Origin of the sequence: Pseudomonas sp. CCI3.1 (assembly GCF_034313985.1) — a bacterium.
Lineage (GTDB): Bacteria > Pseudomonadota > Gammaproteobacteria > Pseudomonadales > Pseudomonadaceae > Aquipseudomonas > Aquipseudomonas psychrophila.
Window position 1 is genome coordinate 744691 of sequence record NZ_JAVIWO010000001.1, and the last position, 23262, is coordinate 767952.

The 23262-nt window shown below is 51.4% G+C and carries 21 protein-coding genes, 1 tRNA gene and 2 pseudogenes; 15 read left to right on the forward strand and 9 right to left on the reverse strand.

What is annotated here, in order from left to right; genetic code table 11:
• The first annotated feature begins 14 nt into the window (after window positions 1-14).
• The 7 genes and pseudogenes from RGV06_RS03195 to RGV06_RS03225 all read left to right on the forward strand — a co-directional run bounded on the left by RGV06_RS03195 (window position 15) and on the right by RGV06_RS03225 (window position 7776).
• On the forward strand, window positions 15-2312 hold the full coding sequence (locus RGV06_RS03195; RefSeq protein WP_169916595.1) for an AAA family ATPase: 2298 nt from the start codon (window positions 15-17) through the stop codon (window positions 2310-2312).
• Entirely contained in the window at window positions 2309-4180 is a 1872-nt protein-coding gene (locus RGV06_RS03200; RefSeq protein WP_322149349.1) for a UvrD-helicase domain-containing protein, read from the forward strand. The genes RGV06_RS03195 and RGV06_RS03200 overlap by 4 nt, the downstream gene beginning before the upstream one ends.
• 218 nt (window positions 4181-4398) lie before the next feature.
• On the forward strand, window positions 4399-5364 hold the full coding sequence (locus tag RGV06_RS03205; protein WP_169916593.1) for a PIN domain-containing protein: 966 nt from the start codon (window positions 4399-4401) through the stop codon (window positions 5362-5364).
• A gap of 94 nt (window positions 5365-5458) precedes the next feature.
• A complete protein-coding gene (locus RGV06_RS03210) occupies window positions 5459-6034 on the forward strand; it encodes a hypothetical protein (RefSeq protein ID WP_169916592.1) in 576 nt (191 codons plus the stop codon).
• 480 nt (window positions 6035-6514) lie between these two features.
• Window positions 6515-6757 (forward strand): AbrB/MazE/SpoVT family DNA-binding domain-containing protein, encoded by a 243-nt coding sequence (locus tag RGV06_RS03215; RefSeq protein ID WP_169916591.1) that lies wholly within the window; start codon window positions 6515-6517, stop codon window positions 6755-6757.
• Window positions 6758-6769: 12 nt separating this feature from the next.
• A pseudogene (locus RGV06_RS03220) lies at window positions 6770-7093 on the forward strand (LysR substrate-binding domain-containing protein); the annotation flags it as partial.
• A gap of 383 nt (window positions 7094-7476) precedes the next feature.
• Window positions 7477-7776 (forward strand): hypothetical protein, encoded by a 300-nt coding sequence (locus RGV06_RS03225; protein ID WP_169916590.1) that lies wholly within the window; start codon window positions 7477-7479, stop codon window positions 7774-7776.
• A 172-nt stretch (window positions 7777-7948) separates the two neighbouring features.
• On the opposite strand, the gene RGV06_RS03230 is transcribed toward RGV06_RS03225, so the two are convergent.
• The 4 genes from RGV06_RS03230 to RGV06_RS03245 form a co-directional block, all read right to left on the reverse strand.
• A complete protein-coding gene (locus RGV06_RS03230; RefSeq protein ID WP_169916589.1) occupies window positions 7949-8317 on the reverse strand; it encodes a hypothetical protein in 369 nt (122 codons plus the stop codon).
• Window positions 8318-8366: 49 nt separating this feature from the next.
• The gene (locus RGV06_RS03235; protein WP_169916588.1) at window positions 8367-8771 is read right to left on the reverse strand and encodes a DUF6957 family protein; all 405 of its coding nucleotides are present in this window, start codon (window positions 8769-8771) and stop codon (window positions 8367-8369) included.
• A gap of 67 nt (window positions 8772-8838) precedes the next feature.
• Entirely contained in the window at window positions 8839-9567 is a 729-nt protein-coding gene (locus RGV06_RS03240) for a metallophosphoesterase family protein (RefSeq protein ID WP_169916587.1), read from the reverse strand.
• A gap of 3 nt (window positions 9568-9570) precedes the next feature.
• Window positions 9571-10074 (reverse strand): hypothetical protein, encoded by a 504-nt coding sequence (locus RGV06_RS03245; RefSeq protein ID WP_169916586.1) that lies wholly within the window; start codon window positions 10072-10074, stop codon window positions 9571-9573.
• 249 nt (window positions 10075-10323) lie between these two features.
• Between RGV06_RS03245 and RGV06_RS03250 the strand changes: the two genes are divergently transcribed.
• From RGV06_RS03250 to RGV06_RS03260, 3 genes and pseudogenes are all read left to right on the forward strand, one after another.
• The gene (locus RGV06_RS03250) at window positions 10324-10818 is read left to right on the forward strand and encodes a helix-turn-helix domain-containing protein (protein WP_262372321.1); all 495 of its coding nucleotides are present in this window, start codon (window positions 10324-10326) and stop codon (window positions 10816-10818) included.
• A gap of 243 nt (window positions 10819-11061) precedes the next feature.
• A pseudogene (locus tag RGV06_RS03255) lies at window positions 11062-11673 on the forward strand (IS3 family transposase); the annotation flags it as partial.
• A 1469-nt stretch (window positions 11674-13142) separates the two neighbouring features.
• On the forward strand, window positions 13143-13382 hold the full coding sequence (locus tag RGV06_RS03260; protein ID WP_169916585.1) for a hypothetical protein: 240 nt from the start codon (window positions 13143-13145) through the stop codon (window positions 13380-13382).
• 78 nt (window positions 13383-13460) lie between these two features.
• Here RGV06_RS03260 and RGV06_RS03265 read toward each other — a convergent pair whose 3' ends face one another.
• From RGV06_RS03265 to RGV06_RS03275, 3 genes are all read right to left on the reverse strand, one after another.
• Window positions 13461-14639 (reverse strand): relaxase/mobilization nuclease domain-containing protein, encoded by a 1179-nt coding sequence (locus RGV06_RS03265; RefSeq protein WP_169916584.1) that lies wholly within the window; start codon window positions 14637-14639, stop codon window positions 13461-13463.
• Window positions 14636-14929, reverse strand: coding sequence for a plasmid mobilization protein (locus RGV06_RS03270; RefSeq protein ID WP_169916583.1), 294 nt, complete (start codon window positions 14927-14929; stop codon window positions 14636-14638). The genes RGV06_RS03265 and RGV06_RS03270 overlap by 4 nt, the downstream gene beginning before the upstream one ends.
• A 419-nt stretch (window positions 14930-15348) precedes the next feature.
• Window positions 15349-16722, reverse strand: a complete 1374-nt coding sequence (locus RGV06_RS03275; RefSeq protein ID WP_169916582.1) for a tyrosine-type recombinase/integrase — start codon at window positions 16720-16722, stop codon at window positions 15349-15351.
• An 80-nt stretch (window positions 16723-16802) separates the two neighbouring features.
• Between RGV06_RS03275 and RGV06_RS03280 the strand changes: the two genes are divergently transcribed.
• Window positions 16803-16887: transfer RNA gene (locus tag RGV06_RS03280), tRNA-Leu, on the forward strand.
• Window positions 16888-17572: 685 nt separating this feature from the next.
• Here RGV06_RS03280 and RGV06_RS03285 read toward each other — a convergent pair.
• Entirely contained in the window at window positions 17573-18160 is a 588-nt protein-coding gene (locus RGV06_RS03285) for a DJ-1/PfpI family protein (protein ID WP_322149350.1), read from the reverse strand.
• 711 nt (window positions 18161-18871) lie between these two features.
• On the opposite strand from RGV06_RS03285, the gene RGV06_RS03290 reads away from it, so the two are divergent.
• The gene (locus tag RGV06_RS03290; RefSeq protein ID WP_322149351.1) at window positions 18872-19171 is read left to right on the forward strand and encodes a hypothetical protein; all 300 of its coding nucleotides are present in this window, start codon (window positions 18872-18874) and stop codon (window positions 19169-19171) included.
• Between the two features lie 277 nt (window positions 19172-19448).
• Here RGV06_RS03290 and RGV06_RS03295 read toward each other — a convergent pair whose 3' ends face one another.
• Window positions 19449-20342 (reverse strand): LysR family transcriptional regulator, encoded by an 894-nt coding sequence (locus RGV06_RS03295; RefSeq protein ID WP_322149352.1) that lies wholly within the window; start codon window positions 20340-20342, stop codon window positions 19449-19451.
• Window positions 20343-20470: 128 nt separating this feature from the next.
• On the opposite strand from RGV06_RS03295, the gene RGV06_RS03300 reads away from it, so the two are divergent.
• From RGV06_RS03300 to RGV06_RS03310, 3 genes are read left to right on the forward strand one after another with little or no spacing between them, the layout of a single operon-like run.
• A complete protein-coding gene (locus tag RGV06_RS03300; RefSeq protein ID WP_322151821.1) occupies window positions 20471-21658 on the forward strand; it encodes an MFS transporter in 1188 nt (395 codons plus the stop codon).
• Between the two features lie 27 nt (window positions 21659-21685).
• A complete protein-coding gene (locus RGV06_RS03305; RefSeq protein ID WP_322149353.1) occupies window positions 21686-22195 on the forward strand; it encodes a cyclophilin-like fold protein in 510 nt (169 codons plus the stop codon).
• Window positions 22196-22220: 25 nt separating this feature from the next.
• Window positions 22221-23249 (forward strand): alpha/beta hydrolase, encoded by a 1029-nt coding sequence (locus tag RGV06_RS03310; protein WP_322149354.1) that lies wholly within the window; start codon window positions 22221-22223, stop codon window positions 23247-23249.
• Window positions 23250-23262: the final 13 nt, after the last annotated feature.

The window sequence follows — 23262 nt, forward strand, 5'->3', positions numbered from 1 at the left end:
TCAGGGAAGAGACTATGCAAATTCAGCATCTGGAAATCGCGAACTTCCGCAAGCTCCTATCCGTACGAGTCGACCTCGCAGCCGAGACCACACTCCTCGTTGGAGCCAACAACAGTGGCAAATCATCTGCGATGCTGGCCTTGCGCAAGTTCCTACTTTCGAAAGCGTCGATTTTCAGATTGCAAGATCTTACTCTGAGCCATCTCGCCACAATCGATGCCATTGGTGAAGCTTGGGAGGCTGCAGATGATAGCTTCCCCATCCCAGTCGCAAATGAATGGGCTGATTGGTTGCCAACGCTAGATATTTGGCTTGAAGCAGCTCAGGGCGAGCTTCATCACATCCGAGATCTCATACCGAACTTCGCCTGGAAAGGCGGCCATGTCGGTATGCGGTTCCGGCTGGAACCAGATGATATGCCAACGCTGTTTGTCGATTACCGCAAAGAGCGGGCACGAGTGAGGGAGCTTCAGCAGGAAATTCAAAAACAGGCAGCGCTAGGTACGCAGCCACCATCGCTTCCGCTCTGGCCGCAGAGCTTGCATGATTACCTGAATCGGCGAATCGGTAAAACCTTCAAGATCCGATGGTACCGACTTGATCCAGGCCAGCTAAAAGCTCCAGATCCTGCAACTCGTAAAGCTAACCCGCAACCGCTTGCGGCCACTGCAACGCCACTCGAGCGCAATCCCCTAACAGACCTGATTCGAGTCCACGAGATCAATGCTCAACGCGGCTTTGGTGACAGCGCTGACGAAGGCGTCCTAGAGGGAGGACATGGATCGGGCAGGAAGCTCTCGGAACAATTGCGAGCGTACTACAGCAGGCATCTCGATCCAGGCGATAGCCCAGATATTTCAGATTTGGAGGCACTCAGAGCAATTGAGGCAGCTCAAACCGCCTTTGACACTCGCTTGAGCACGAGCTTCGCGCCTGCGCTCAAGGAAGTCGCCGGCTTGGGCTATCCGAATAATTCCGACCCATCCATCCGAGTTTCCACCCGCCTCGCCCCTACGGACGGGATGAACCACGAAGCAGCGGTGCTGTTTGAATTGGATTCCGTTGGAGGAGCCCCTGGAGCACCGCCTCTTAGGCTTCCGGAGACGTCCAACGGGCTCGGCTACCAGAACCTCATCTCAATGATATTCCGATTGATGGCATTTCGAGATGAATGGCTGAAGAAGTACAGAAGCCCTGAAGAGCAAAGCGCTACTGGTGTTGAGCCTATACATTTGGTTCTAATCGAAGAACCGGAGGCCCACCTACACGTCCAGGTTCAGCAAGCATTCATAAAACACGCCTACCATGTGCTGTGCAGCGACCCATTGCTAGTGAAGTATCCGAACCTCAGGACACAGCTGATGGTGAGTTCCCATTCCAGCCACGTAGCTCATGAGATTGACTACGAAAACTTGAGATACTTCCGCAGACTTCCGTCCGGCATGGCCGGGATATCAATCCCAGTCTCTACCGTTTCGAACCTAAGTACAGTGTTCGGCGAGTCCAATCAAACGAAGGAATTCGTTACCCGTTACCTTCGGGCCCAACATGCCGACCTGTTCTTTGCGGATGCGGTGATCCTTGTTGAGGGGGCCGCTGAGCGCATGATGCTTCCACATTTTTTGAGGCAGCACTTTCGTTTCCTAGACCAGTGCTACATCACCATTTTGGATATTGGGGGAAGCCACGCGCATCGGCTCCGGCCCCTGATCGATGCGTTGGGTATTGTCACTCTGGTGATAACTGACTTGGACGCGGGTCTCCTACAGATCGGCAAACCTGTCGAGCGGAAGAAAGGCCAAACCACTAACAACCCAACCGTGCGCCATTGGATGCGAGCAGCAGGCCTTGGACATGATGTGGACTCATTACTGGATCTGACCTCCGACAGTAAAGCTCAGCAAATTGACGAGCTGTTTTCGATCAGGATCGCTTATCAGACGCCCATTACTGTCCGCTTACCCAAAACTGGGCTAGAGGTCGAAGCATTACCAAATACCTTTGAAGACAGCCTTGTCTTGAGCAACACAGAGCATTTTGCTAACAAAGCGGGACGCGGGCTGATGCGATCTTTCGCCAAGGCGCTACGTGAAGCAGAAACATCCTTAGAGCTTGGCACAGAGCTGTTCACCAAACTCAAGGATGGTGATAAGGCAGAGTTCGCACTACACGTTCTCGGCGATTCTGATTTCGCCAAGTTGACGGTGCCTACTTACATCCATGAAGGCTTGGCGTGGTTGCAGTCCAAGCTCGAAAGAAAAAGCAAAGAGCTACTGGTCATCCCTTCAGCGATTGTCGAGGTGACACCATGAGCCGGCAGCCGGAAGCTACTATGGATGATGTTCCAGATGCCGATCAGATCATTCAGGACTGTCTGAATCTCGACCATCCGAAGAGTTTTTTCCTATACGCCGGCGCTGGCTCTGGAAAAACCCATTCGTTAGTCGAAGCCGTGAAAATTCTAAAGAATAGGGAACGGCAACGACTGACTTTTGAAGGACGCCAAATCGCGATCATCACCTATACCAAAGCGGCGTCCGAGGAAATTACCCGCCGTCTTGAACACGACCCACTGGTGGTTGTGTCAACCATTCACGCCTTCTCTTGGCGGATGATTCAGGGCTTCAATGATGACATTCGTGAGTGGCTTCGGGTCAAGCTCACCCAAGACATTGGTGAGCTCAATGAGAAGCTTGGAAAGGCTCGAGGGCAAAACAAGACATTTCTAGCAAATCAAGCTTCAAGGGATAGCAAAGCTCGTCGCCTCGATTCCCTGGATGAGATATCCACATTCATTTACAGCCCTACCGGCGACAATCGCGGTAGGCAAGCCCTAAACCATAGTGAAGTCATTCAAATGGCAGCTGCTTTTATCCAGTTGCCTCCATTGCTGAATATTATGGCGGATTTGCACCCTGTACTCTTGATCGATGAGAGCCAGGATACCTATGGGCCTCTCATGGATGCTTTTCTGCGAGCACAATCCCTCATCCCTGACCGTTTCTGTCTCGGGCTTCTCGGCGATACCATGCAACGCATCTACAACGATGGGAAGGTGCGCTTGGAGGAAGCGATCCCTCCAGATTGGGCGGTGCCCGAAAAACGTATGAACCGTCGCTGCCCAACAAGGGTTGTTGATCTTATCAATGTAATCCGTGCGGGCGCAGACAATCATCAGCAGAAGCCAAAGCCGGACGCCATAGAAGGCACGGTTCGAATGTTTTGCACCCAACAGACACCAGGTCAAAGCTTCGGGTTGGAGGAAGACATAGCACAGCGCATGGCAGCCATCACCGGCGATACTCAGTGGGCAGCTGGTAAGGATGGAAGAAAGACCCTCATCCTTGAACACAAGATGGCCGGACGTCGAATGGGGTTCGAGGGTGTGTTCACACCTTTGTATGGGGTTGAGCACCTACGAACCGGGCTGTTGGACGGAACACTGCCAATCTTGAAACTGTTTTTCGAACGGGTGGCCCCTATTCTTCAAGCTACCAAAATGAACGATTTCAGTCTCATGGAAGCTGTGCGGCTTCAGTCGCCGCTTCTCGACCCTAAATCCATGAAAGAGGTGCCTGACCAGTTAGCCTTGCTTGAGAAAGCAGGAGACGCTACTGAAACGCTGTGTGAACTATTCAATGACAACGACCCCCTGATAGGAGACGTCGCTCAAGTCCTACTCCAAACAGGCCTGCTGGATCTCCCAGACCGACTTGTAGCAGCTCTATCGCTGGGCGCTACGACTGATGCCCCTCCAGACACATCGGATCGTGATGCATTAGAAACCCATGCATACCAGACTCTACTAGGGCGTCCCTTCTCGGAAATGGCTGCGTTCGCTGGTTATACCGATGGGCTTTCCCCCTTCGACACGCACCAGGGTGTAAAGGGGCTGGAGTTCCCCAGAGTCATGGTCATCCTCAATGACGAAGAGGCAGGTGGTTTCCTTTTCAGTTACGACAAGCTCTTGGGTGTCAAACCAGCTTCTGACAGCGACGTAAAAAATCAACACGAGGGCAAAGATGATTCCTTGGCTCGCACTCGTCGCCTGCTGTATGTCACGTGCAGCCGGGCCGAAGAAAGTCTCGCGATTGTGGTTTACACCGCTCAGCCTGGGATAGCTAAGCAGCGAGTAATCGAGGCAGGATGGCTCAAGCCCGACGAGGTCGATCTTCTGTGAAACTCACTACCAACGACATGAATTGTTTGACGGATGTACTGAAGAGACAAGTGGCACAGGGCATGGCTTCAGCTAGGTGATTAGGCGACGCAAACCTGCTTTCGGAAAGCTAGGCGCAGTCGAAGCATTCCAATGGATGTTTGACCTGCGCTGATCCAAAATCTGACAGTCTTCACAGCGTAATACGCTTACTACTTTTCAGGATTGAGACAGCGTTGATGCGATTTTTTTTGGATACAAACATCTGGAGTTACATCGCAAATGAGGATGCTGGCAGCGAACTTGCCATGCGCGCCCGGGCAGCAGGAGTTGAAATTGTCGTTTCTTCCGCTGTGGTGGATGAGGTACAGCAACTGCCGGTGCCGGACGCCCGCCGTAAGGTAATCCGGCTTCTTACAGAAAATGATTGGAAGCGCCTGATGCCGGAGGTGTTCAGCGAATGCTCTGAGGTCAAAGCAGAGATAATCAGGCTGCGGCCGGAATGGGTCATAGCCAAGCCGAACATGAGGGAGTTCAACCGAGTCAGATATGACTGGGTAAGGCGTACCGGTGGCTTCTGGGATCGTGCACGCAGGGAGATTGATTCCCCTCCAACGAATGAAAGCGTTCGACGGGAGCAAGAAGAGAACCTGGCTGTCGAGCAGTCATTCGCCATCAGAGAACGGCTGAAGAAAATCAGGCCTGGCAGTGAGACACATCTACAGCATGTCGGACACATCCCAGAAACCGGCACGCCAGGCTGGACGGGAAAGCCTGTGCACTACTGGCGCGTGCCCAGCCTGCATATGTTCAAGTCCGAACTGCAGATTTACGAGAGTGCGATCAGAGAGTGGCTCGACAGCGAGATTGACGTGCCCGCCATGCTTTCATCAACCGAGTCGATGAATCGGCTATGGCTGCATGAACTCGATCCCGCAGCGGTCCCGCGGCAATGGCTACGCGGGTCGTTCGAGTTTCTTCAAGCATGGCACAAGGTCACCACCGGCACGCCGGGCGACTCTCGTCTGGCGACGCACTTGGTTGACGCGGAAGTCATCATATCGGCGGATAAGAATTTCGTCCGGTTTGCAGAACGCTGTAGAGAAGAAGCGCCATTTAAGATTGGCAAGACTCTGCTTGCGAAGGCTAATCGCGCAGGTGTCGATGAGGTACTGCAATGGATTTCCAACGCAAACACACTATGACGTCCTGTCCCGAGCGTCCGGTGTAGATTTCTAGCTCTGCTGCGGGGATTCAGGCCCCGTCATCTTTCTAATCTGCTGTAATGAGGTAACCATTGTGACTGCCCCCCATGAACTGTCTGGCGACGAATATCAGCTTGAGGACTTTCTGCGAAGACAGCGTGCGGACTTCGACGAGCGCAGCTATTGGCTTCAACATTCGCTGGGCGCAGAAAGTCATTGGCTTTTCATCCAGGCGTATGACGCGCTGAAGCATGAGCTCTACCTGCCAGCTTGCACTGGATTTCTCACCGGAATCGAGGGCTCGCTTCGCAATACGATGGCTCAAGTGAAGATCCCTGCACGAATCGACAACGTTGACGATATCTCGCTGCTCAGTAACTCACTGCTGCGCCAAGCTAGGGCCAACGGCATGTCAATCGACGCCTTAGCATTTCCAGGTGAGCAAGATTTCGAAGCCAATCTGCCTACCCGCCAGAATGTTGAACTCGTCAGGGTTCGGCACACCCTGTGCCACGGCAACATTCTTGAGTATGTCCGTGCGCAAGATGATTTGCCGCCATTCTTCACACCTGAGTGCTGCCGTGACCTTGCCAATAAGCTTCACATGATCTCGCGTAACTGGGTGGCGAACCTTGGCGAGTACAGAAAGCAGATTGTCGGCCCGCAATGATTCATCTTCCAGGCCCGGCCTCTTTTGGCCCGAAGGAGCGACCTCTTCATTGACGCCACTCCACACCGCAACTTAGCGTTAGCAAGCAATGACTCAAGCTCAGAATGATTTGAACACAACCTCCCCTCTCACCGCCCGCAAGGTCTGCCAGATACTGACGGACGTCGCACTCGGTAAACGCATCATGACACGAAGATCCGTGCAGTCCTGGAGCGAGATCTATCACGGCCTCATGGCTGTGGAAATTGATGGCTGGCGACTCACACTCTTAAATGACTGTGACACCCTGGACTACTGCGAGTACTGCAGGTCGCCTGATGGTAGAGTCGGAACACTTGAACTCTGGCTGCGCGACGGATTTGATCCTGTCGAGCTAATGAGTTCCAGGGAGCGTGAACGGCTCGAACAGCTGCTCGCCGCGCTCTGAGCCTGCACGCAAAGCACGTTACCATTGCCGACTTTAAGCTATGGAGACCACACGTGAGAAAGCCACCGATAAAAATCATGATCGAAGAATGGGATGGTGACGGTGCAATCCGAATTCCCGATGAGGCGCTACAGGAATTGGAGCTAGACGTCGGCGACGCGGTGTATTTGATAGAGGAGTTTGTCGGCAATACACGCTGCCTTGTCCTATCAAAAACGCCTCAGATTGCAGATCGAATAGACGAGCTCACTGAAGCCTGGGATAGCGGACAGCTTGGTAAGGCCCAGGACAAATGAGACAGCCGTAATGTGCTTTCGAACTTCCAGCCCACGCATTGGAGTCTCGACGGAGAACAGTTGATCCTGGAGCCGATTCCAAAGCTGCGGTTCTCTTCGCTACTTATGGTTCGCGATGCGGCTATTGCCGGTGGTGGCGCCGCCCTCATTCCACAGTCCATTGCCTGGAACCAGCTTGCGCGTGGGGAGTTAGTTCAGTGGGGCACGGTGTTGGGTGTTGAACCAAGGCTTTGGGTCTTGCATACATCCAGGCGCCTTACTGCTCCCAAGGTTCGCGCATTCGTCGATTTCATGTGCGCTAAATATCCAGATATGTCCCTCATTCTAAAGGGATAGCTCTCTTTCACCCTGAGTCATACGCCCGCTTTTGGTCGGATAGGACTTGCTACGGCTATGAAAGAGCCAACCGCAGAATCGCAGGCATCGTAGTCAGTATCAAAATTATGGACATAGAGATGTTGAAGGCTAACGAATAACTGGGGTCGTCGGGGTAGATGTCCTCTAGGCTGAGGTATCCCATATCGAACTCCTAGCTAAGAATTTACTCGTTACATAGTACTGCCTGTACTCTCCACAAAGCTCAAAGACGCCACCGATAGCGTGTAACAACATTAAATTCGGCCCTTCGCGTCAGCGCCTACAAAAAACCAGCCAGCAGCAGGCGATATAGTGTGCGCATGATAACTTCAGCTCAGACATCACTGTTCTGAGAACCCAACTTGAGCACAGCCACCGTACACAACGATTTCAATACACTGATCAACGCCCCAAAATTTTCGGACGACCCGGTTGGTCGGCGTCAAATGAAGCGGTGGCAGATCATCGCGGAAGACATCTACAAAAGCACTTCAGCAGAGGCGTTGCTCGAAGCTAGAGGCAGAGCTGAAGGCTACATCCATGGCCTTGTGGACGCTGGGCACTTATCAACGAGAGACACCGATCGTGACCACCTCATTTTAAGCATTGTCCAACGGAGACGTGAGTTTTTGCAGAAACTGCTGAACGAGTTCGGTTACTGAAGAAGGGCTAACTGTGAATCCGTCCGATGAAAAAATGGGCTTCACTGGATAGCGGCAGTTTGAAGCGCTCCACACGTCTAACTCGGAGCGCTGCTGATCAAAACCGTAATAGCCATCCAGCGCTCATCAGCTGCCATGCAGTCATACCGCCACTACGCCAGAGATTAAGTATTCAATCTTCTGATTTGAGACGATCACCCCATCGAATCAATTCAAGAAAATTACGTCGCCCACCGCCGCGCTTGAAGCTACCAACAAGGTAATTTCCCTCCCCCGTTTCCAAAAGCCAGAAGCGTCCTTCTTTCCATGCCCTATGAATTTTTGTCGTGCAAATGATTCCGCCATTGGCTGTTCGATACACCTCGTCTTCCTGAAGGTGATCGAAGAACACGCCAAGGCACCTGTTGTCTATGATCACCGCATCGCTGATAAAAGCCGTAATGGCCACGGTGTATTTTCGAAGACTTGCCTGTACAAGACGGCTCAGCTGAAAATCACTGAGATACTTACTATGAAATTCAACTTCAATGATTTCAGGCATCCGGCCAAAGCTCCAAAAAGGGTCATTATGTATTTGTGCTGACCGTTGCCTACCCGGCCTTCATGGAAAAAGCAGCGCCAATGCTTGCCTCTTTTTTCAGACCTGAACCTAAAAGAAGGTAGACGGTACTGTTGGTTTCAAACATGCAGCCTTCAGTGAAGGATTTTCCGAAGTTACTGCGTACCCACATACCGGATTGAAAGCGACCTTTACTGTCAAGCACGACTTCGTGAGCGAAAAGCGTCATGGGAAATAGACCGAGGCTCGTAAGCTTTTCCCTTTCAACCGGCGTCACAGTGAGGTCGATCAAGATCCACTGTTTCACCACACAGAATGCTTTGCCTGGGAATGTCTTTGCAGCCAAAGAGATCAAGTCTTCTTGTGAGCCTTCCCAGCCGACAACCTCCTCTCCAGCGCCGTACAAGAGTTGCGAGACCTCTTCCAATGTCACCATCAAAAATCCTCCATCCCGTTGAGCTCGGCCAGCCACGCGAACGTGTCCAATAGCCAATCACTGACAATCAAAGCTTGATCAATAAATCAGGATCAAAGCCCGTATTCTGCCCCGGATAACCGCGTGGATTGGACACCACTCGACACCCTTCCTTTAAGAAGTCCGCCGCAACGTGGGTATGCCCATAAACCCAAAGATCAGGCTTACTAAGTAACTCTGACCAATCGTTCGCATACGCTGCAGCCAGATGTCCAGGGTGATCGTCACCCAGGTGATCCAACACTGGTGCATGGTGTGTGACCACCACTGTTTTGCCGTCGAAAGGTCTATTAAGCTCTTGGGTTAGCCATAGGTGAGCTCTCATTGACTTAGCGACTAGGTCGTCTGGACGCAAGCGCCTGTAATCCAAGTCGGCTCGAATAGTCAAGAAATCGTTCATCGAATCCCAAGCAATTCTCTTTGCCGCAACCACATCACCCGTAGACGAATAATCCGTCCAGGCAGTTGTGACCAAAAAGCGTGTGCCATCGAGAATGAGCATCTCGTTTTCGAGTACATGCACATGGGGCAATGTAGCGTCTTTCATCTTTCGCAGTGTGTGACCTATGTGCCCGCCGTAGTACTCATGATTACCGCATACATAGATCACTGGGCATTGAAAAACCTCGCTTGCCCATTTCACGCCCCGCGATTTGATATCAATGTCGCCGGCGAGAATTACTACGTCCGCGTCGCTTGGGGCGGGATCGAACCGAGCGAACTCGAGGTGCAGGTCTGAATAGATTTGTAGCTTCATGGATTAACCTGCTGCCGTTGTAGTGGCGGAGCGATTCGGGGTTTGATAGTTGGTGCAATGGAAATGCTTCCCGGCGGCAGTCATGGCGTCGTAGATCGTTCGAATATTTCTGAGCAGGCATGCGTCGATCACGCCGGGCGAGCTGCTGTAGATTGCTCCGCTATCGACTTTATGAAGCAGTACGCACTCACCGCTTCTGTCGTAGCCGACGATTGCACTGATCAACTTTTCCATACGCTCTAAAGGACTCCCATTCATGCAAGGGGGAGTCACAATCTGAACCACCTCAATCTTGTGCTCTGGGCTCTGCTGCGAGAGTAGGTGTGTCAGCATCGAAGGGTCTGATGGCATCATTTTTTTGAACCGAGGCTTTGCTCCTTCACAAATGCGAAAGCGCACGTGATACCAGAAATCCTCGGTGTCTCGTTCGATCATCCGCCAAGCCGTGCGGCCAGGCCCAGGGAAGCCCGGTAAGCCGACCATACAAGACTCATCTGAAATAAACATGATGCTGATTTCCTCGTTTGCGGTGCTGCAATTCGAAAGGCGGCGCCCAAGTTCGCAAGCAACCAACCTCAGCGATAATTCCTTTAAATTGACAAATATGGACTAAACCGCTGCTGACGACGGAGCCCAACCATCGGCGCCAGTGCAGTGCGGTGGTAGCTACTCACCTGAAATTCACAATTACGCACTATATTACATGGATATGAATTGTTCAATGTGGCCTTATCCTTCCCTTTACGGGAAGCACCCATGCCTTCGAGATCAACGCTGGCAGCGATCCTACGCTCGATCAGAACTGCTCGAGGTCTGTCTCAAGAGCAACTAGGTGGCGCAGTGGAAGCACGGCATTTGCACAATGTCGAGCACGCGAAGACCAACATCACACTCGACATGCTCGAGCGCATCAGCGCGCGACTGGAAGTCGACCCCATTGCTTTATTGGCGATGGCATCCATTTACGAGCGTCAAGAATCTCTCACTTCGTTCAATGCCCGTCTGCTGGCAGAGATGAACAAGCTTGAAGCGCTAGGGGTTCTCTCTGGTTTACCGAGCCATTTCGAAGGCGGTGGTTTAGTAACAGGCAAAGCCGGCAAGCGACCTATCCCGGCAGATAGAATTCAGGCTGTGCTTGCCTGCAAAGCTGAAGGAATGACGCAGAAGCAGACATCTTTAAAATTAGGGATGGCTGCTTCAACCGTTCATAAAATCTGGCATTCAGATTCTGGATCCGCCGCCAGTCAATGAGTCTAAGTACCTCGCGGTCTAGCTCTAGCGGTGGCTTCCACAGCCGGCCACTCTTAGGCAGCACTGTTGGATTCTACTCGATGAGGTCTCACGCATGCTCACCAAGGGGCAACTGTCGGGATGCGACATCCCATCCCCCAAGCCTCCCGCCGCGCATGCACGGAAAACTAGTAACCCTGTGCCCAAGGGCGGCTGCCACTTTCGCACCTCCGCGTGTGAATCAGAACCGGCTATCGCTCACTGCTTATGCGTCTTGAAGGGCTGCGCTCTTGGACAGGGTATAGACGTAGTCCTGGAAAGTACGGCGGTAAGCCAGCGGTCGCCGCACCCAGTTTGCTGAGGCGCCAGTTCGATGTCAGAGAACCCAACAAAGTTTGGGTCACCGACATCCGTACGTATGAGGGCTGGCTGTATTTGGCTGTGGTGCTGGATCTGTTTTCTCGTCAGGTTGTTAGCTGGTGAATGAAGTCGCAGATGACCGGTGATTTGGCAATTGATGCGTTATTGTTGGCGGTTTGGAGGCGTAAACCGAAACACAAGGTGATGGTTCACTCCATCCAAGGCAGCCAGTACAGCAGCTCGGATTGGCGCAGTTTTTTAAAAGCGAACCATTTGGTTGCCAGCATGAGTCGTCGAGGCAACTGTCATGACAACGCCGTGGCCGAGAGCTTTTTCCAGCTTCTAAAGCGGGAACGGATCAAGCGGAAAATCTACACCACGCGGGAAGATGCACGTAGTGATGTGTTTTATTACATCAAGATTTTCTACAACGCGAAACTTCGTCATGGTTTCAACAATCAGCTGTTGCCGGTAGAGTTTGAAAAGCGTTACGCAATGAGCTTTCAGGGGGTCTAAAGAACCCGGGGCGATTCAAACCGTCAAGATGAGTGCTGATTCAACCCCAGACATAGTCAACCTCATAACTTAATCATGGCGAGTTATCAAAAAACATTCCGGCAGCGCTTACCCGGGGGTTAAGAGTGTTCGCGGCATCCTCTACTCGCCATGCATAAATTGAATACTCACGGGGGGAGCACTATACCGCTGGCTCTCCTTGCCTGAATTATAAATACAGGATTCTTCGTCAAAAACCCTATCATTGCATCATGCCTTAACCCTCATTAAGGACTTCATATCAAATCAATATCATGCGAAACACACCCTGTTACAATTCAATAATCAGCCAATATCACATCCACTGCTCGGTAGATCACTAAAAACCCACAATACTGTCAAATTAGAATTAGAAATATATCATTTTGAGGCCTTGACAACTTTTTTAGCTGTTTTTAAAATACTTAAAAAGCAAACCATTCTTCTCTTTCTGAACGCACTTCAATATAAAACTGCAGAAATTATAGAAATCAACTTTCATCTTCCTTGTGCTTTTCCTAAAACTTGTACATGGGCTGGATTTCAGAGAATCGCTTATTCGGCCGCAGGCCGGCTAGCTTATCTTTTGATCTCAAATGAAAGCGGTAATTTTTTGGGATAATTACGTCTAGATTTTGGGAATCGGCACACCATCAAAATGTCTGGTTTGAGGACAGCCTCACTGGCGAACCTATGTTGAACAGATGTAGCGGTGCCCTCTGCCCCGGGACAATCGATTAGCGTATCAGCTGGTTGCTCCACTCTGCTCTACTGCACGTCAGTTTCAGGTTGAGTTTCAATATCGTTCTCACGGCCATCCAGTCAGCTACTCCAGTACATTCTGCCATCCATTCCAGATTCAGCCGGACACACTTAATGAAGGCCGTAGTTCAGGATTGATTCGCCACCATCGACCGTTTTTTTCGTCACCGCCTCCTCAGCCTCCCCTCATGATCTGCGGCAAAAACTGGCCTAATTAGCGTCAATCAAATACCCAGACTCTGCCAGCCTAACGCTGGGACTAGGAAGGTGACCTGTCTAGACGCTCACGGACAGCGCTGCACCCATAAACATTAGCGCGACCAAAATTGTTGAGGCCGCGGACACTTGGACGATCGAGCTAGATTTTCGTCGGGAGGCTACGTAGCGGAAAGCGGGCGATAGCGATCATGAGGTTGTCCAATAACCGCTTGAATGGGCATGATCCTTGCTTGGCTAGCCTACGCAAAGTGACGATAAAAAGGCTGTATTAAAATAAGCCATGCCAACTCACAGAGCCATGATCAAATCAAGGCAGCTAAAGGTTACCAGATAAAAACCGAAGCCCCGAAACGGGTGAAATGGAGCGTAGGTGGTGTCGAGCAACTCTACTGGCCGGCTCAAAAAGTCGAAAAAATCAGTTTACTGCTGTCGACATCAGCGCGCCAACTAACGGTGCTGGCCGGCTCACCATGATCCAAGACACTTTTTTTGAGAGTTTTTACGCTGCTGGATCTGCGGCTCAATGGAAGAAATCGTCTTTCGAACCAGTCGATGTCACGCGCTACGACATGATCGAAACCCCTGCAATCCTGACACCGCGCATCGTCGTACTTAAAGTCGGCGGTCTGGTGCGTGCTGCCAGCTTTTGTCTTCAACAAAAAGCTCACCTACGTTTTCCTAGATCTTGGATTGGTTGCGTTTGGATGTAGTCATCGCCACTTTGAAGGCTGAAAACGTACCCAGCAACGCGTTGACCGGGTACGCCATCACCAATAACGAACCGAGCATTATGGATGCAGTGAATCAAACTCGTACTCCATTGGCTTTTTGGCGGGTAGAACCAGAGGCTGGCCTGGGATGTACTCGACATAATACTTGGATGGCCTGTTGTTAGCGCCCTTTAAGGTCAGATCGATACCTAGCAGCATTTCCAGGGCTTCTAGGATCGCTTTGACGTCTCTGTCGAGTCTCCAGTTGTTTGATTTGACTTTGATCGGGATTCGTCGCGCGCCGCCTTCGAATAGGAGGTAGAAGTACCGGAGTCGCTCAGATCTTTGATGTTCGTCCTGATCTCTTCGAACAATTTCGACCTGAAGCTCTGAAATGGTTTCGGGGTCATAATGTATTCCTTCCTGTGTAGTTAGTTTGTGCCAAGTCAATCTTGAGCGCTTGAGCTGTCTACCACTGATGTGTTTGCCGTCAAATTCGAACGAGATCCCTTTGGGTTGGCCATCGTCGTTCAGCGTCAGTTTGATGTAGACCTTTTGCTTTCTCAGCGCCCGGACGAAGTCGAACATGTCGCCATCCTGGGCGTTCGTGGCTTCGATAGCTCCAGCGATCTTGGTGATCATCTTGTGCTTCAAAGGCAGGTCGTTGTCGCGAATCGATGCTTGGAGCTCGGCATGGGTGATCGAGACGCCCCAGGTGCCCTTCGGCTTAGGGGCTTTGCTCAGGTTGAAGCGGTCTTCGATACCCGACACTGACTCCAGGCTGATTGAGCGTTCGTTGCTGTCCCTGACCATGGAGAAGTCATCATTGAGCCGGATGCGATTTGCGACGATGTGGACGTGTTGATGATCCTTGTCCTGGTGCATTACAGCGACGTACTGGTTAGTCTCGTCAAAGCTCAGATCAGTCATGTATTTGGTGACCGCCTGACGCCATTGTGGAGTTGTCAGGGACTCTCCGGGGCGCAGGGACAGCATTGCGTGGAAGACCGGTTTGATGGCTTTCTCAGAGTCGATTGAGAAGCGGCGAAGGGTCTCAATCTGGTCGAACTCTTTGATAATCTCCGCGAGGTCTGCTTCGTTACCCTGAAGGACGCCTGGCAGTGGATCTTTGCTCATGGTGTTGAAGCTGATCGTACGGATTCCGCTGATCCCGTGGTCGTGCTTTGTGCAGCCGAAGATGTATCGAATGCGGTTCTTGAAAGAGCCTGCTGACTTCGGAAAAATCTTGCCGATCATTGAACACCCCCGAGGTTTACCTGGGCGATGTACTTCACTTTTTCAAGGAGCTCACTGCCGGGGCGGTCGGCGTTGATCAGCGATGCGAGATTCATGAGCTCCCTGGCGATCTGGACGACATCCTGGGTGACCTTGGGCTTTACATGACCGTTAGCAACGAAGTCACGGATAAAGGCACCTGCGGACTTGTAGCCTGCCTCGTTCATTTTGGAATTCAGGGTATCTAACTCAGACTTGTTAAGTCTAAAAGTTATCCGGGTTTCTTTATTTTGCTTCTCGATGTTCTTCATCTTGGCTTACCTATTATTGTTTTTATTGGTTAGCTTTTATCAACGCAACACCCGAAGGGATGTGAGTAGTCGCTTATTGCCTGCCACAGACACAACTGGCTATCTACTGATACAAGATTATTGTGCCGGTGGAGTTGTAGTAGGTGGAAGTATTTTCGAAAATATAGTGATGTATTTTCGGTTGTATGAATGTTCGCTGTGGGTGAGTGCAAAATCGCAGTATGGGAGTGCGGGTATTGGCTACCTCGCACTATATAAGAGTATTTTCGCAGTAAGTGAGTGCGGATTCACAGAGGGAGAGTGCGGACATGGTTGGATGTCGCAATATATGATTGCGGATTCGCAGTATGGCAGAGTGATTTAGCAACTGAGCGCGCGGAATAATCTAAGGCGTGACTAAGTTAGTCTAGATGGTTTTTTTAGGAGTGTGCTACCAGCTGATCCATTGCTTTTTGATCGAGCGGGGCCAAAGTTTCCAGCAATCCTCGGCAAACAACATCTTTTCCAATTTTAGACATTGTATGAATATCGCTTTCCACAAGTGTAATTGCGTTCCTGATTTCCGAGAGATAATCGGTTTTATACCCATCCGTCACATCCACGGATCGTCCCTTCCCACCATGGTTAGATAGAACCTTAGTATAATACTGACCAATACGAGCTTTTTGAGCTGTCGAGATAAAACTAGCTCGCATAATTTTCCGGGGTAGGCTTGTACCAACCTTTTTCTGAACTCTAATCAGAAAATCCCTGACACTGGATTCACTGATTTTTTCTTGCGAAACTCCGGAGAAGACGTATTCGCTTATTGAGTGCTTCATTGCATAAAGGAGTTGGCAATACGCACTGTCACTTAGTACCAAGTGAAATTCCTCTCCATTTTTCAGGGAGTCAAGTTCGTTGAGTTTTGTCCGCGCCGAAAAGATGATTGATCTAGTCGGGTGGTGTATATCCGTCTTGCGAATTTTTGCAATCTCCCCTGGCCGCACTCCGCTAAAAAGCATAAAGAGGACAGCGGCTGAAACGGTTTTAAAAGATGTTGGCACATCTCGCATCGGCTGCTGATCAGCAATAGCTAGGCACTCTGCAATAAACCCCCCAAGCTCATTAGGATTTATGCGTATCTTTGATCGCTTATTTTCGTGCCAGATTTTTAGCGTAGTCATGATGTCAACTGGATTGTATTCAACCAGCCTTTTTGAGCCGCTATCGTAAAAGGCTATGGCAAACGAAAAGATCGAGCCGAGCAGGGATAGTGTCTTGTTAGCCGTCCTCTCCCGTGGCGGGCCAAGTGTCCCATCCTTTTTTGGCAACGGTTTAGTCACCTTTGCGTGCAGGGCGGTCACATCTTTAGCGGCTATTGTGCGCAAAGGCCTGCCGGACAAATTTGGAGCAATGTGATTTTTAAAAGTCTTGCGATAGTCGTCGATGGTGCACTCAGTGAGCTTCGCTTTTGCGATCAGCATGTCCTCGAATGCGCTCTCGACAGTCACTTCCTCTTGCAAGTCTTTCGTGGTTTTTTCCTCCAGCATCGCTTCCAGGTTCGTGTACACCGACAGGGCTTCGTCGCGAATCATCGGAATTTTTGTAGTGCGTTTGTCGAAAGCACCCAGCTTAATCCTGTGGTCTCGCCCTTTGATTTTGCGCACCACAAAAAAAGTTTTACCGCCTGCTTTGGTGACCCGGATCGCCAGACCTTTGATTTCCGTGTCGTACACTAGGATGTCGGATTTGCCTTGCGGGCACGTCAGGTCGTCCAGCGTGGACTTAGTAAAATTAATTTTCAAGGCCATAACACGTCGTTTCCCTGGTTAAGTGATTGATTTTGACTTTGTTTTGGGGTTAAATCGTCGCCTGCTTTACCGCAACATCAGCCCCGATGGTGAAATTGGTAGACACACCGGACTTAAAATCCGTCGCAGAAATGTGTGCCGGTTCGACTCCGGCTCGGGGCACCATCTAGCTTCATCCCGCTCAATCAAAAAACACCCCTATTTGTCCCCAGCGTCTACCGAGACCTTGGTGTTTTTTGCTGTCTGCGATTTGGTATGCAGCACCTTAAAATTGGTAGCCGGCTTGGGAGCTATTTGGGAGCTGGCGTGGGAGCTCTGCTGGTAGCTTTCGCCATTCCAGGCCTGCCGAGCTCAGCTTTCACCCGCTCTTTAATGCAGCTAAGAATGTCCGTAAGTTACTGTTTTAACAAGTTTTTAAGCCTATAAGTACGGGCAAAAGCCGGCCTCAGCGCTCAACTGCTTTTGTATGCTGGCGACGGGTAAGATGACTTAAAATCCCCCGCTCGTAAGGGCGTCCCGGTTCGATTCCGGGTTCGGGCACCAAACAAATCAAGGGCTTGCATGAGATTCTTCGTGCAGGCCCTTTGTTTTTTGCACCGCAAAAATTCAGACCACTCCGCAATTCTCGATTTTCACCCCTTCCCCTGGCGTCCTGCCAACGTACCAAAGATCAAGACACCTCAAACGCAGCCAAACCCCTGCCCCCCCCATTCAAGCTGAACTTACTCAGCGCCAGAAAATACGGAACTCCAGCAACACGTGTTCGTGTAACGACGCCTAACACTGCTAGACAACGAGTAACGATGTCGCTTGAAACGTCACTCAGCCTTTTTGTTATTTCTCCAGCGTCTTACCGACCAGAAATATCCCCTTTATGTTCCGCTGCTAACATTGACCTGAACTGGGAAATTATCTCTGAAGAGAGCCCGGCACCTTCGAACACTGCGCAGGTGAAGCTAACGGGGGCAGGGCCTGGAGCAGTTATGATACGGTCTGCAACCACAGCGACTCGACTGTTTTGATAGCGCGCGTGCCCTTCATAACTTACGGCGTTTTCTTGTAAGAAGTCAGCGCTGTTCGAGGTATGAGGAATATCATCGAGAAGCCCGGCCCTCGCAAGTGCCAGCGTTCCCCCACAGATACCAGCAATCGTCGCGCCATCTGAACGACTAGCATGAAGAAAGTCTCGAATATCAGGTGCTTCTACACTTTCCCAAACCATTCCCCCAATGACGGCAACAACGTCCGGTTTCCAGTCCAGACATTGTTGCAAGTTACTATCGATAGTTACAGCCAGTCCCCCCTGCGAGTTGATTTGCCCCGTGGTCGGTGCAAAAAATCTGACGTCGATACCGTAAAATGGGGACGCTGTTCCAGCGATGAAAGCATATTCCCAGTCTGCAAAGCCGGGGGTCAGTATCAAACTTATACGTGCCATCAGTCAGAATCCTCCATGAATGCCAATAGCATAGGGTGACCACAAACAGACCTCAAGGGCTGTTCCGGGTCGATAGCGGCCTTTCCTGACCGGCAGAAATCGGCCAAAAGCAGCCGCTCAAAGGCGTCCAGGAAAGTCGGGGCAATTCATCCTGAGCGGATCCATCCGATTAAATGATGAGTAGCGCCCTCATCGCTGAAGGCTTTGTGTTGGCACTCCCGAACCGACTCGACCAGAGACTCAGCCTCTAGCCACAGACGTACCGCCTCTTCTGTGGAGACTTGAGAATTTCGCCCCCCATTTAGTTAGTCAAGGCCGTTTAGGTCGCTTCGCACACAGTACCTGCCGTGGAGATTTTGTCGACAGCCCGGAACAGGGAGTCGCGGAACTTATAGAACTTCATAAGCAGTATCGTCATTTTTAAATTTAGTGCGACAGACAGGAGTCTCCCACGGCGCACGACCTCATCAAAGTGCAAAGCGAAACTTCCTCACTCTCTCAAACAAGAAATAAATTGCAACAAAGGCCTATTGAAATATTCTAAACACCAAAAAACCAATATTTACCGACCAAAAATGAGAAGCCTTGCCTTTTATAGCTGGATGGAAACCCAGTTCAATAAAACCACACCCAATGGTAACGTATGCTTTCGCATTGCTCAGAACAAGAAAAAACATGAGCAAACTTGTTGATTGAATAAAGGATTAACGAATGACTATCGAGCGAGAGATTTTCTCGGCCCTTATCGCGCAGAACGCATTTCAAGGTGAAAAGCCAAGCGTACACAGCTTCGCCCAGCTAGCTGTAGACAAGGGGTTTAGAGCACTTTCGTCAAGGCAGCAAGCGGTGGTAAACCCCTTCCTGAAAAAACAATGCGAAGGGATAAAACAACCAAATGAAAAACATAACAACTGCCAAAATAGTATAGGCGGTCGTGATTTGGTTACAGCGCTTGAGAAATCCGAAAGTTATAAGGGATGGCGCTGCGAGAGCTGCCGAAGCGCAGTTTAAAAACAATAAAGCAACACAAGAGAGTAGCGACCCAGGACTCTACAAAAACAAAAAACACTATTGCCCTTGCTACTCCTGAATATTACTGCAGCAGGCCATCATGGCCTGCTCGCAGGTCTTTATTTTCTTTAAACCCTATCAGCCCACCATCAAAACGCTGCTCACTCGTCACTCATTTGAGCGCTTCGAAAAAATAGTGCACGATGCAGCCAAATTTTTCTGCGCGTCTAATTTTCCAGAGAGAAAATAGTGCCCATATATCAGAAGTCCGTCCCCTCTACCCAGCTTTGCGCAATGCATTGGCAACCAGCGTAAAGGCGGGTGATGGTTGTCGACGGCTGGGGTAATACAAATAGTAGCCAGAGAACGGTGGGCACCAATCTTCCAGCACCCGCTCCAGCCTCCCTTCGCGCAGGTGCGGATCAAACTCCTCTTCTGGCAGGTACGCAATGCCCAGCCCGGCCAAGGCCGCATCCACGATATGGCTCGACGTGTTGAAAATGAGCTGGCCGTCTACACGCACGTTTACCTGCTTGCCTCCCTGCTCAAAGTCCCACACATAGAGCCCGCCAGATGTCTGCATACGCTGGTTGATACAGCTATGGTTCATCAGGTCGCGCGGGTTTTCGGGAATGCCACGGCTGGAAAAGTACCCTGGCACCGCGACAGTAGCCATCCGCAATGGCGGGCCTATCGGGACTGCAATCATGTCTTTGTCGATGGTGTCACCCAGGCGCACGCCTGCATCAAAACGATCCGCCACAATGTCCCTGAATCCGTAACTCACGTCGAACTCAACGTTGATGTCCGGGTATTCGTGGAGCAGCGCAGTGAGCTTGGGTAGCAGCGTGGTGCGCAGAACATGATCGCCGCAGGTGATACGTACGGTGCCCGCAGGCTTGTCGCGCATTTGCGTCAGATTATCCAGCTCTGCCTCGATTTCATCGAAGCGATTACCGATCGCTTGCAGCAGTCGATCGCCCGCGACAGTCGGCGAGACGCTGCGGGTGGTGCGCGTCAGTAACCTGATTTGCAGACGCGCCTCCAGACCACTGATGGCCTGGCTCAGTGCCGACTGGGTAACGCCCAGTACCCCGGCGGCACGGGTGAAGCTGCCTTCGCGCGCCACTGTCACGAATGAAAGCAGATCGTTGAGGTTTCCTCTGACCATGATATGCAGAACCTTTTACAGCCATTAATTAGCTGATCTTATAGCCTCGTTAAGTATTCATTAGCTAGTCGCGTGAGTATTCGTTCGTCACCATCACCGGTATGAATACAATTAACCGCAAGGCCCCGATGGCCACTGTTTCAACCAGCAACGAGGCTCCTGCCTACTGGAGCGGTGTCTTTGCAATGACGCTGTGTGTTTTCGCCCTGATCGCTTCTGAGTTCATGCCTGTCAGCCTGCTGACGCCGATGGCCGTTGATCTTCAGGTTAGCGAAGGGATGGCCGGGCAAGGCATTGCGATTTCCGGGGCATTTGCCGTGCTGACCAGCCTGTCGATCTCGTGGCTTGCCAGAACCCTTGATCGCAAGCTGCTACTTTTGGCACTGGCCGGGTTGATGGCTGTCTCGGGCTTGATCGTCGGGCTGGCCCCCGACTATCAAACTTACATGGTCGGCCGTGCGCTCATCGGTGTGGTCATTGGCGGTTTCTGGGCGATGTCCGCGGCGACAGCCATGCGCTTGGTACCCGCCCCGCAGGTGCCGAAGGCGTTGGCCATCTTCAATGGCGGTAACGCGCTGGCTACCGTAGTTGCCGCACCGCTGGGCAGTTATCTGGGCTCCATTATCGGGTGGCGCGGGGCTTTTTTCTGTGTAGTGCCCGTCGCGGCAATTGCGCTCGTCTGGATGCTCATCAGCCTGCCGCCCATGCCGGTGGAGCCGCGCAAACCAGGCTCCGGGAATGTGTTCAAACTGTTCAAGAATCGATCAGTGGCACTGGGCATGGTCGGTTGTGGGGCCTTCTTCATGGGGCAGTTTGCGCTATTTACCTACCTTCGGCCCTTCCTTGAAACGGTAACGCGCGTCGATATATCCACGTTGTCGTTGATCTTGCTGGTGATCGGTGCGGCAGGCTTTATCGGCACCCTGATCATCGGCCGTGTTCTGAGGAGCGGCCTGTTCCAGACATTGATAGTCATTCCGGTCTTGATGGCCTTGATCGCTCTGGCTCTGATCCCTTTTGGCTACTCGATCATCGTTGTTGCTGCATTGCTGGGCTTATGGGGGCTGTTGGCGACTGCGGCCCCTGTGGGCTGGTGGAGCTGGATAGCACAAGCCATGCCAAATAATGCCGAGGCTGGCGGCGGCCTGATGGTAGCCGTGATTCAACTGTCCATTGCTCTGGGCTCAACCGTGGGTGGAATGCTGTTCGATAGTCACGGCTATCAGAGCACGTTTGTCGCTAGTGCATTAGTGCTGCTGCTGGGTGCAGCGGTGACCGTACTGACGTCACACGCTACTCCCTCTCGAACTGCTTGAACCACGCAACGATCCAGGAGACGGGTTATGACCGGGAGCATTCACCCCGCCGCAAATGCCGAGCAGCGCAAAGGCTGGGGCAAGCGGCCATTTCGTTGGCCTGGCGTGCTGTATTCAGCTCTCGTGCTTGGCAGTTACATCCTAATGAATGATGCCGCGTCGGCGTCCACGATCACGATCACGGAGAAATCTCGCATGTGGATGACAGTCGGCGAACAACGCTTCGCCATCACCTTGGCCGACAACGCAGCCGCTCGTACGTTTGTCACGCTTCTGCCACTAACGCTGGAGATGAGCGATCTCAACAGCAATGAAAAATACGCCAGCCTTCCTGGAGCTCTGCCTACCAATGCGAGCAAACCGGGAACGATACACGCGGGTGATCTGATGCTGTATGGCACGGATACCCTGGTTGTTTTCTATTCAACCTTTGAATCGACATACGCATACACCCGCCTTGGCCGTGTGGACGACAACGCGAGCCTGGAACAGGTTTTAGGTCGTCATGCGGTAAACGTGATGTTTTCCCAAAACTGACTGCTCTGCATCGATAGGAATTCCAATGAAAAAGATCATTGTTTTATTAACGCTTCTTGTCAGTTCACTCTCAGCAATAGGAGCCGATATGTCCAACGGCGCGGATAATTTTTATACCAGCGACAAAGTGACCGTGCAGAAGGTCAATTTCAAAAACCAGTATCAGATGAACGTGTCAGGTAATCTCTTTATCCCCAAAAACCTCGACGCCAACACTAAAAGTGCTGCGATTGTTGTTGGCCACCCGATGGGCGCGGTCAAGGAGCAAAGCGCTAATCTGTATGCCACGAAACTGGCAGAAAAGGGCTTTGTGACACTGTCACTGGATCTTTCATTCTGGGGTGAAAGCGAGGGGCTGCCACGCAATGCAGTTTCGCCGGATATTTATGCCGAAGACTTCAGTGCTGCGGTGGATTTTCTTGGCACCCGGCCTTTTATCGATAAAGAACGGATAGGCGCACTCGGCATCTGCGGGAGCGGCAGCTTTGTTATCAGCGCGGCTAAGATCGACCCACGCATGAAAGCCATCGCAACAGTCAGCATGTATGACATGGGCGCAGCCAATCGTAATGGCTTGAAGCATGGGCAGACGCTTGAGCAACGCAAAGAGACCATCGCGCAAGCCGCACAGCAGCGATATGTAGAGTTCACGGGCGGAGAAACCCTCTACACCAGCGGCACAGTGCACCAACTGGACGAAAACACGCATCCGATCCAGCGAGAATTCTATGACTTCTATCGCACGCCACGGGGTGAATACACGCCAGCCAGTTCGTCCAAAGATCTGACCACGCACCCGACGCTTACGAGCAATATCAAATTCATGAACTTCTACCCTTTCAATGACATTGAGACGATTTCACCTCGTCCAATTCTGTTCATTGCCGGAGCCGACGCGCACTCAAGAGAGTTCAGCGAAGAAGCTTACAAGCTTGCTGGCCAGCCCAAGGAGTTCGTTATCATTCCTGGCGCGGGCCATGTTGACCTTTATGATCGGGTCGACCTCATTCCTTTTGGCAAGCTGGCGAGCTTTTTCCAGAGTAATTTGAAGTGATGATAGTGAGATC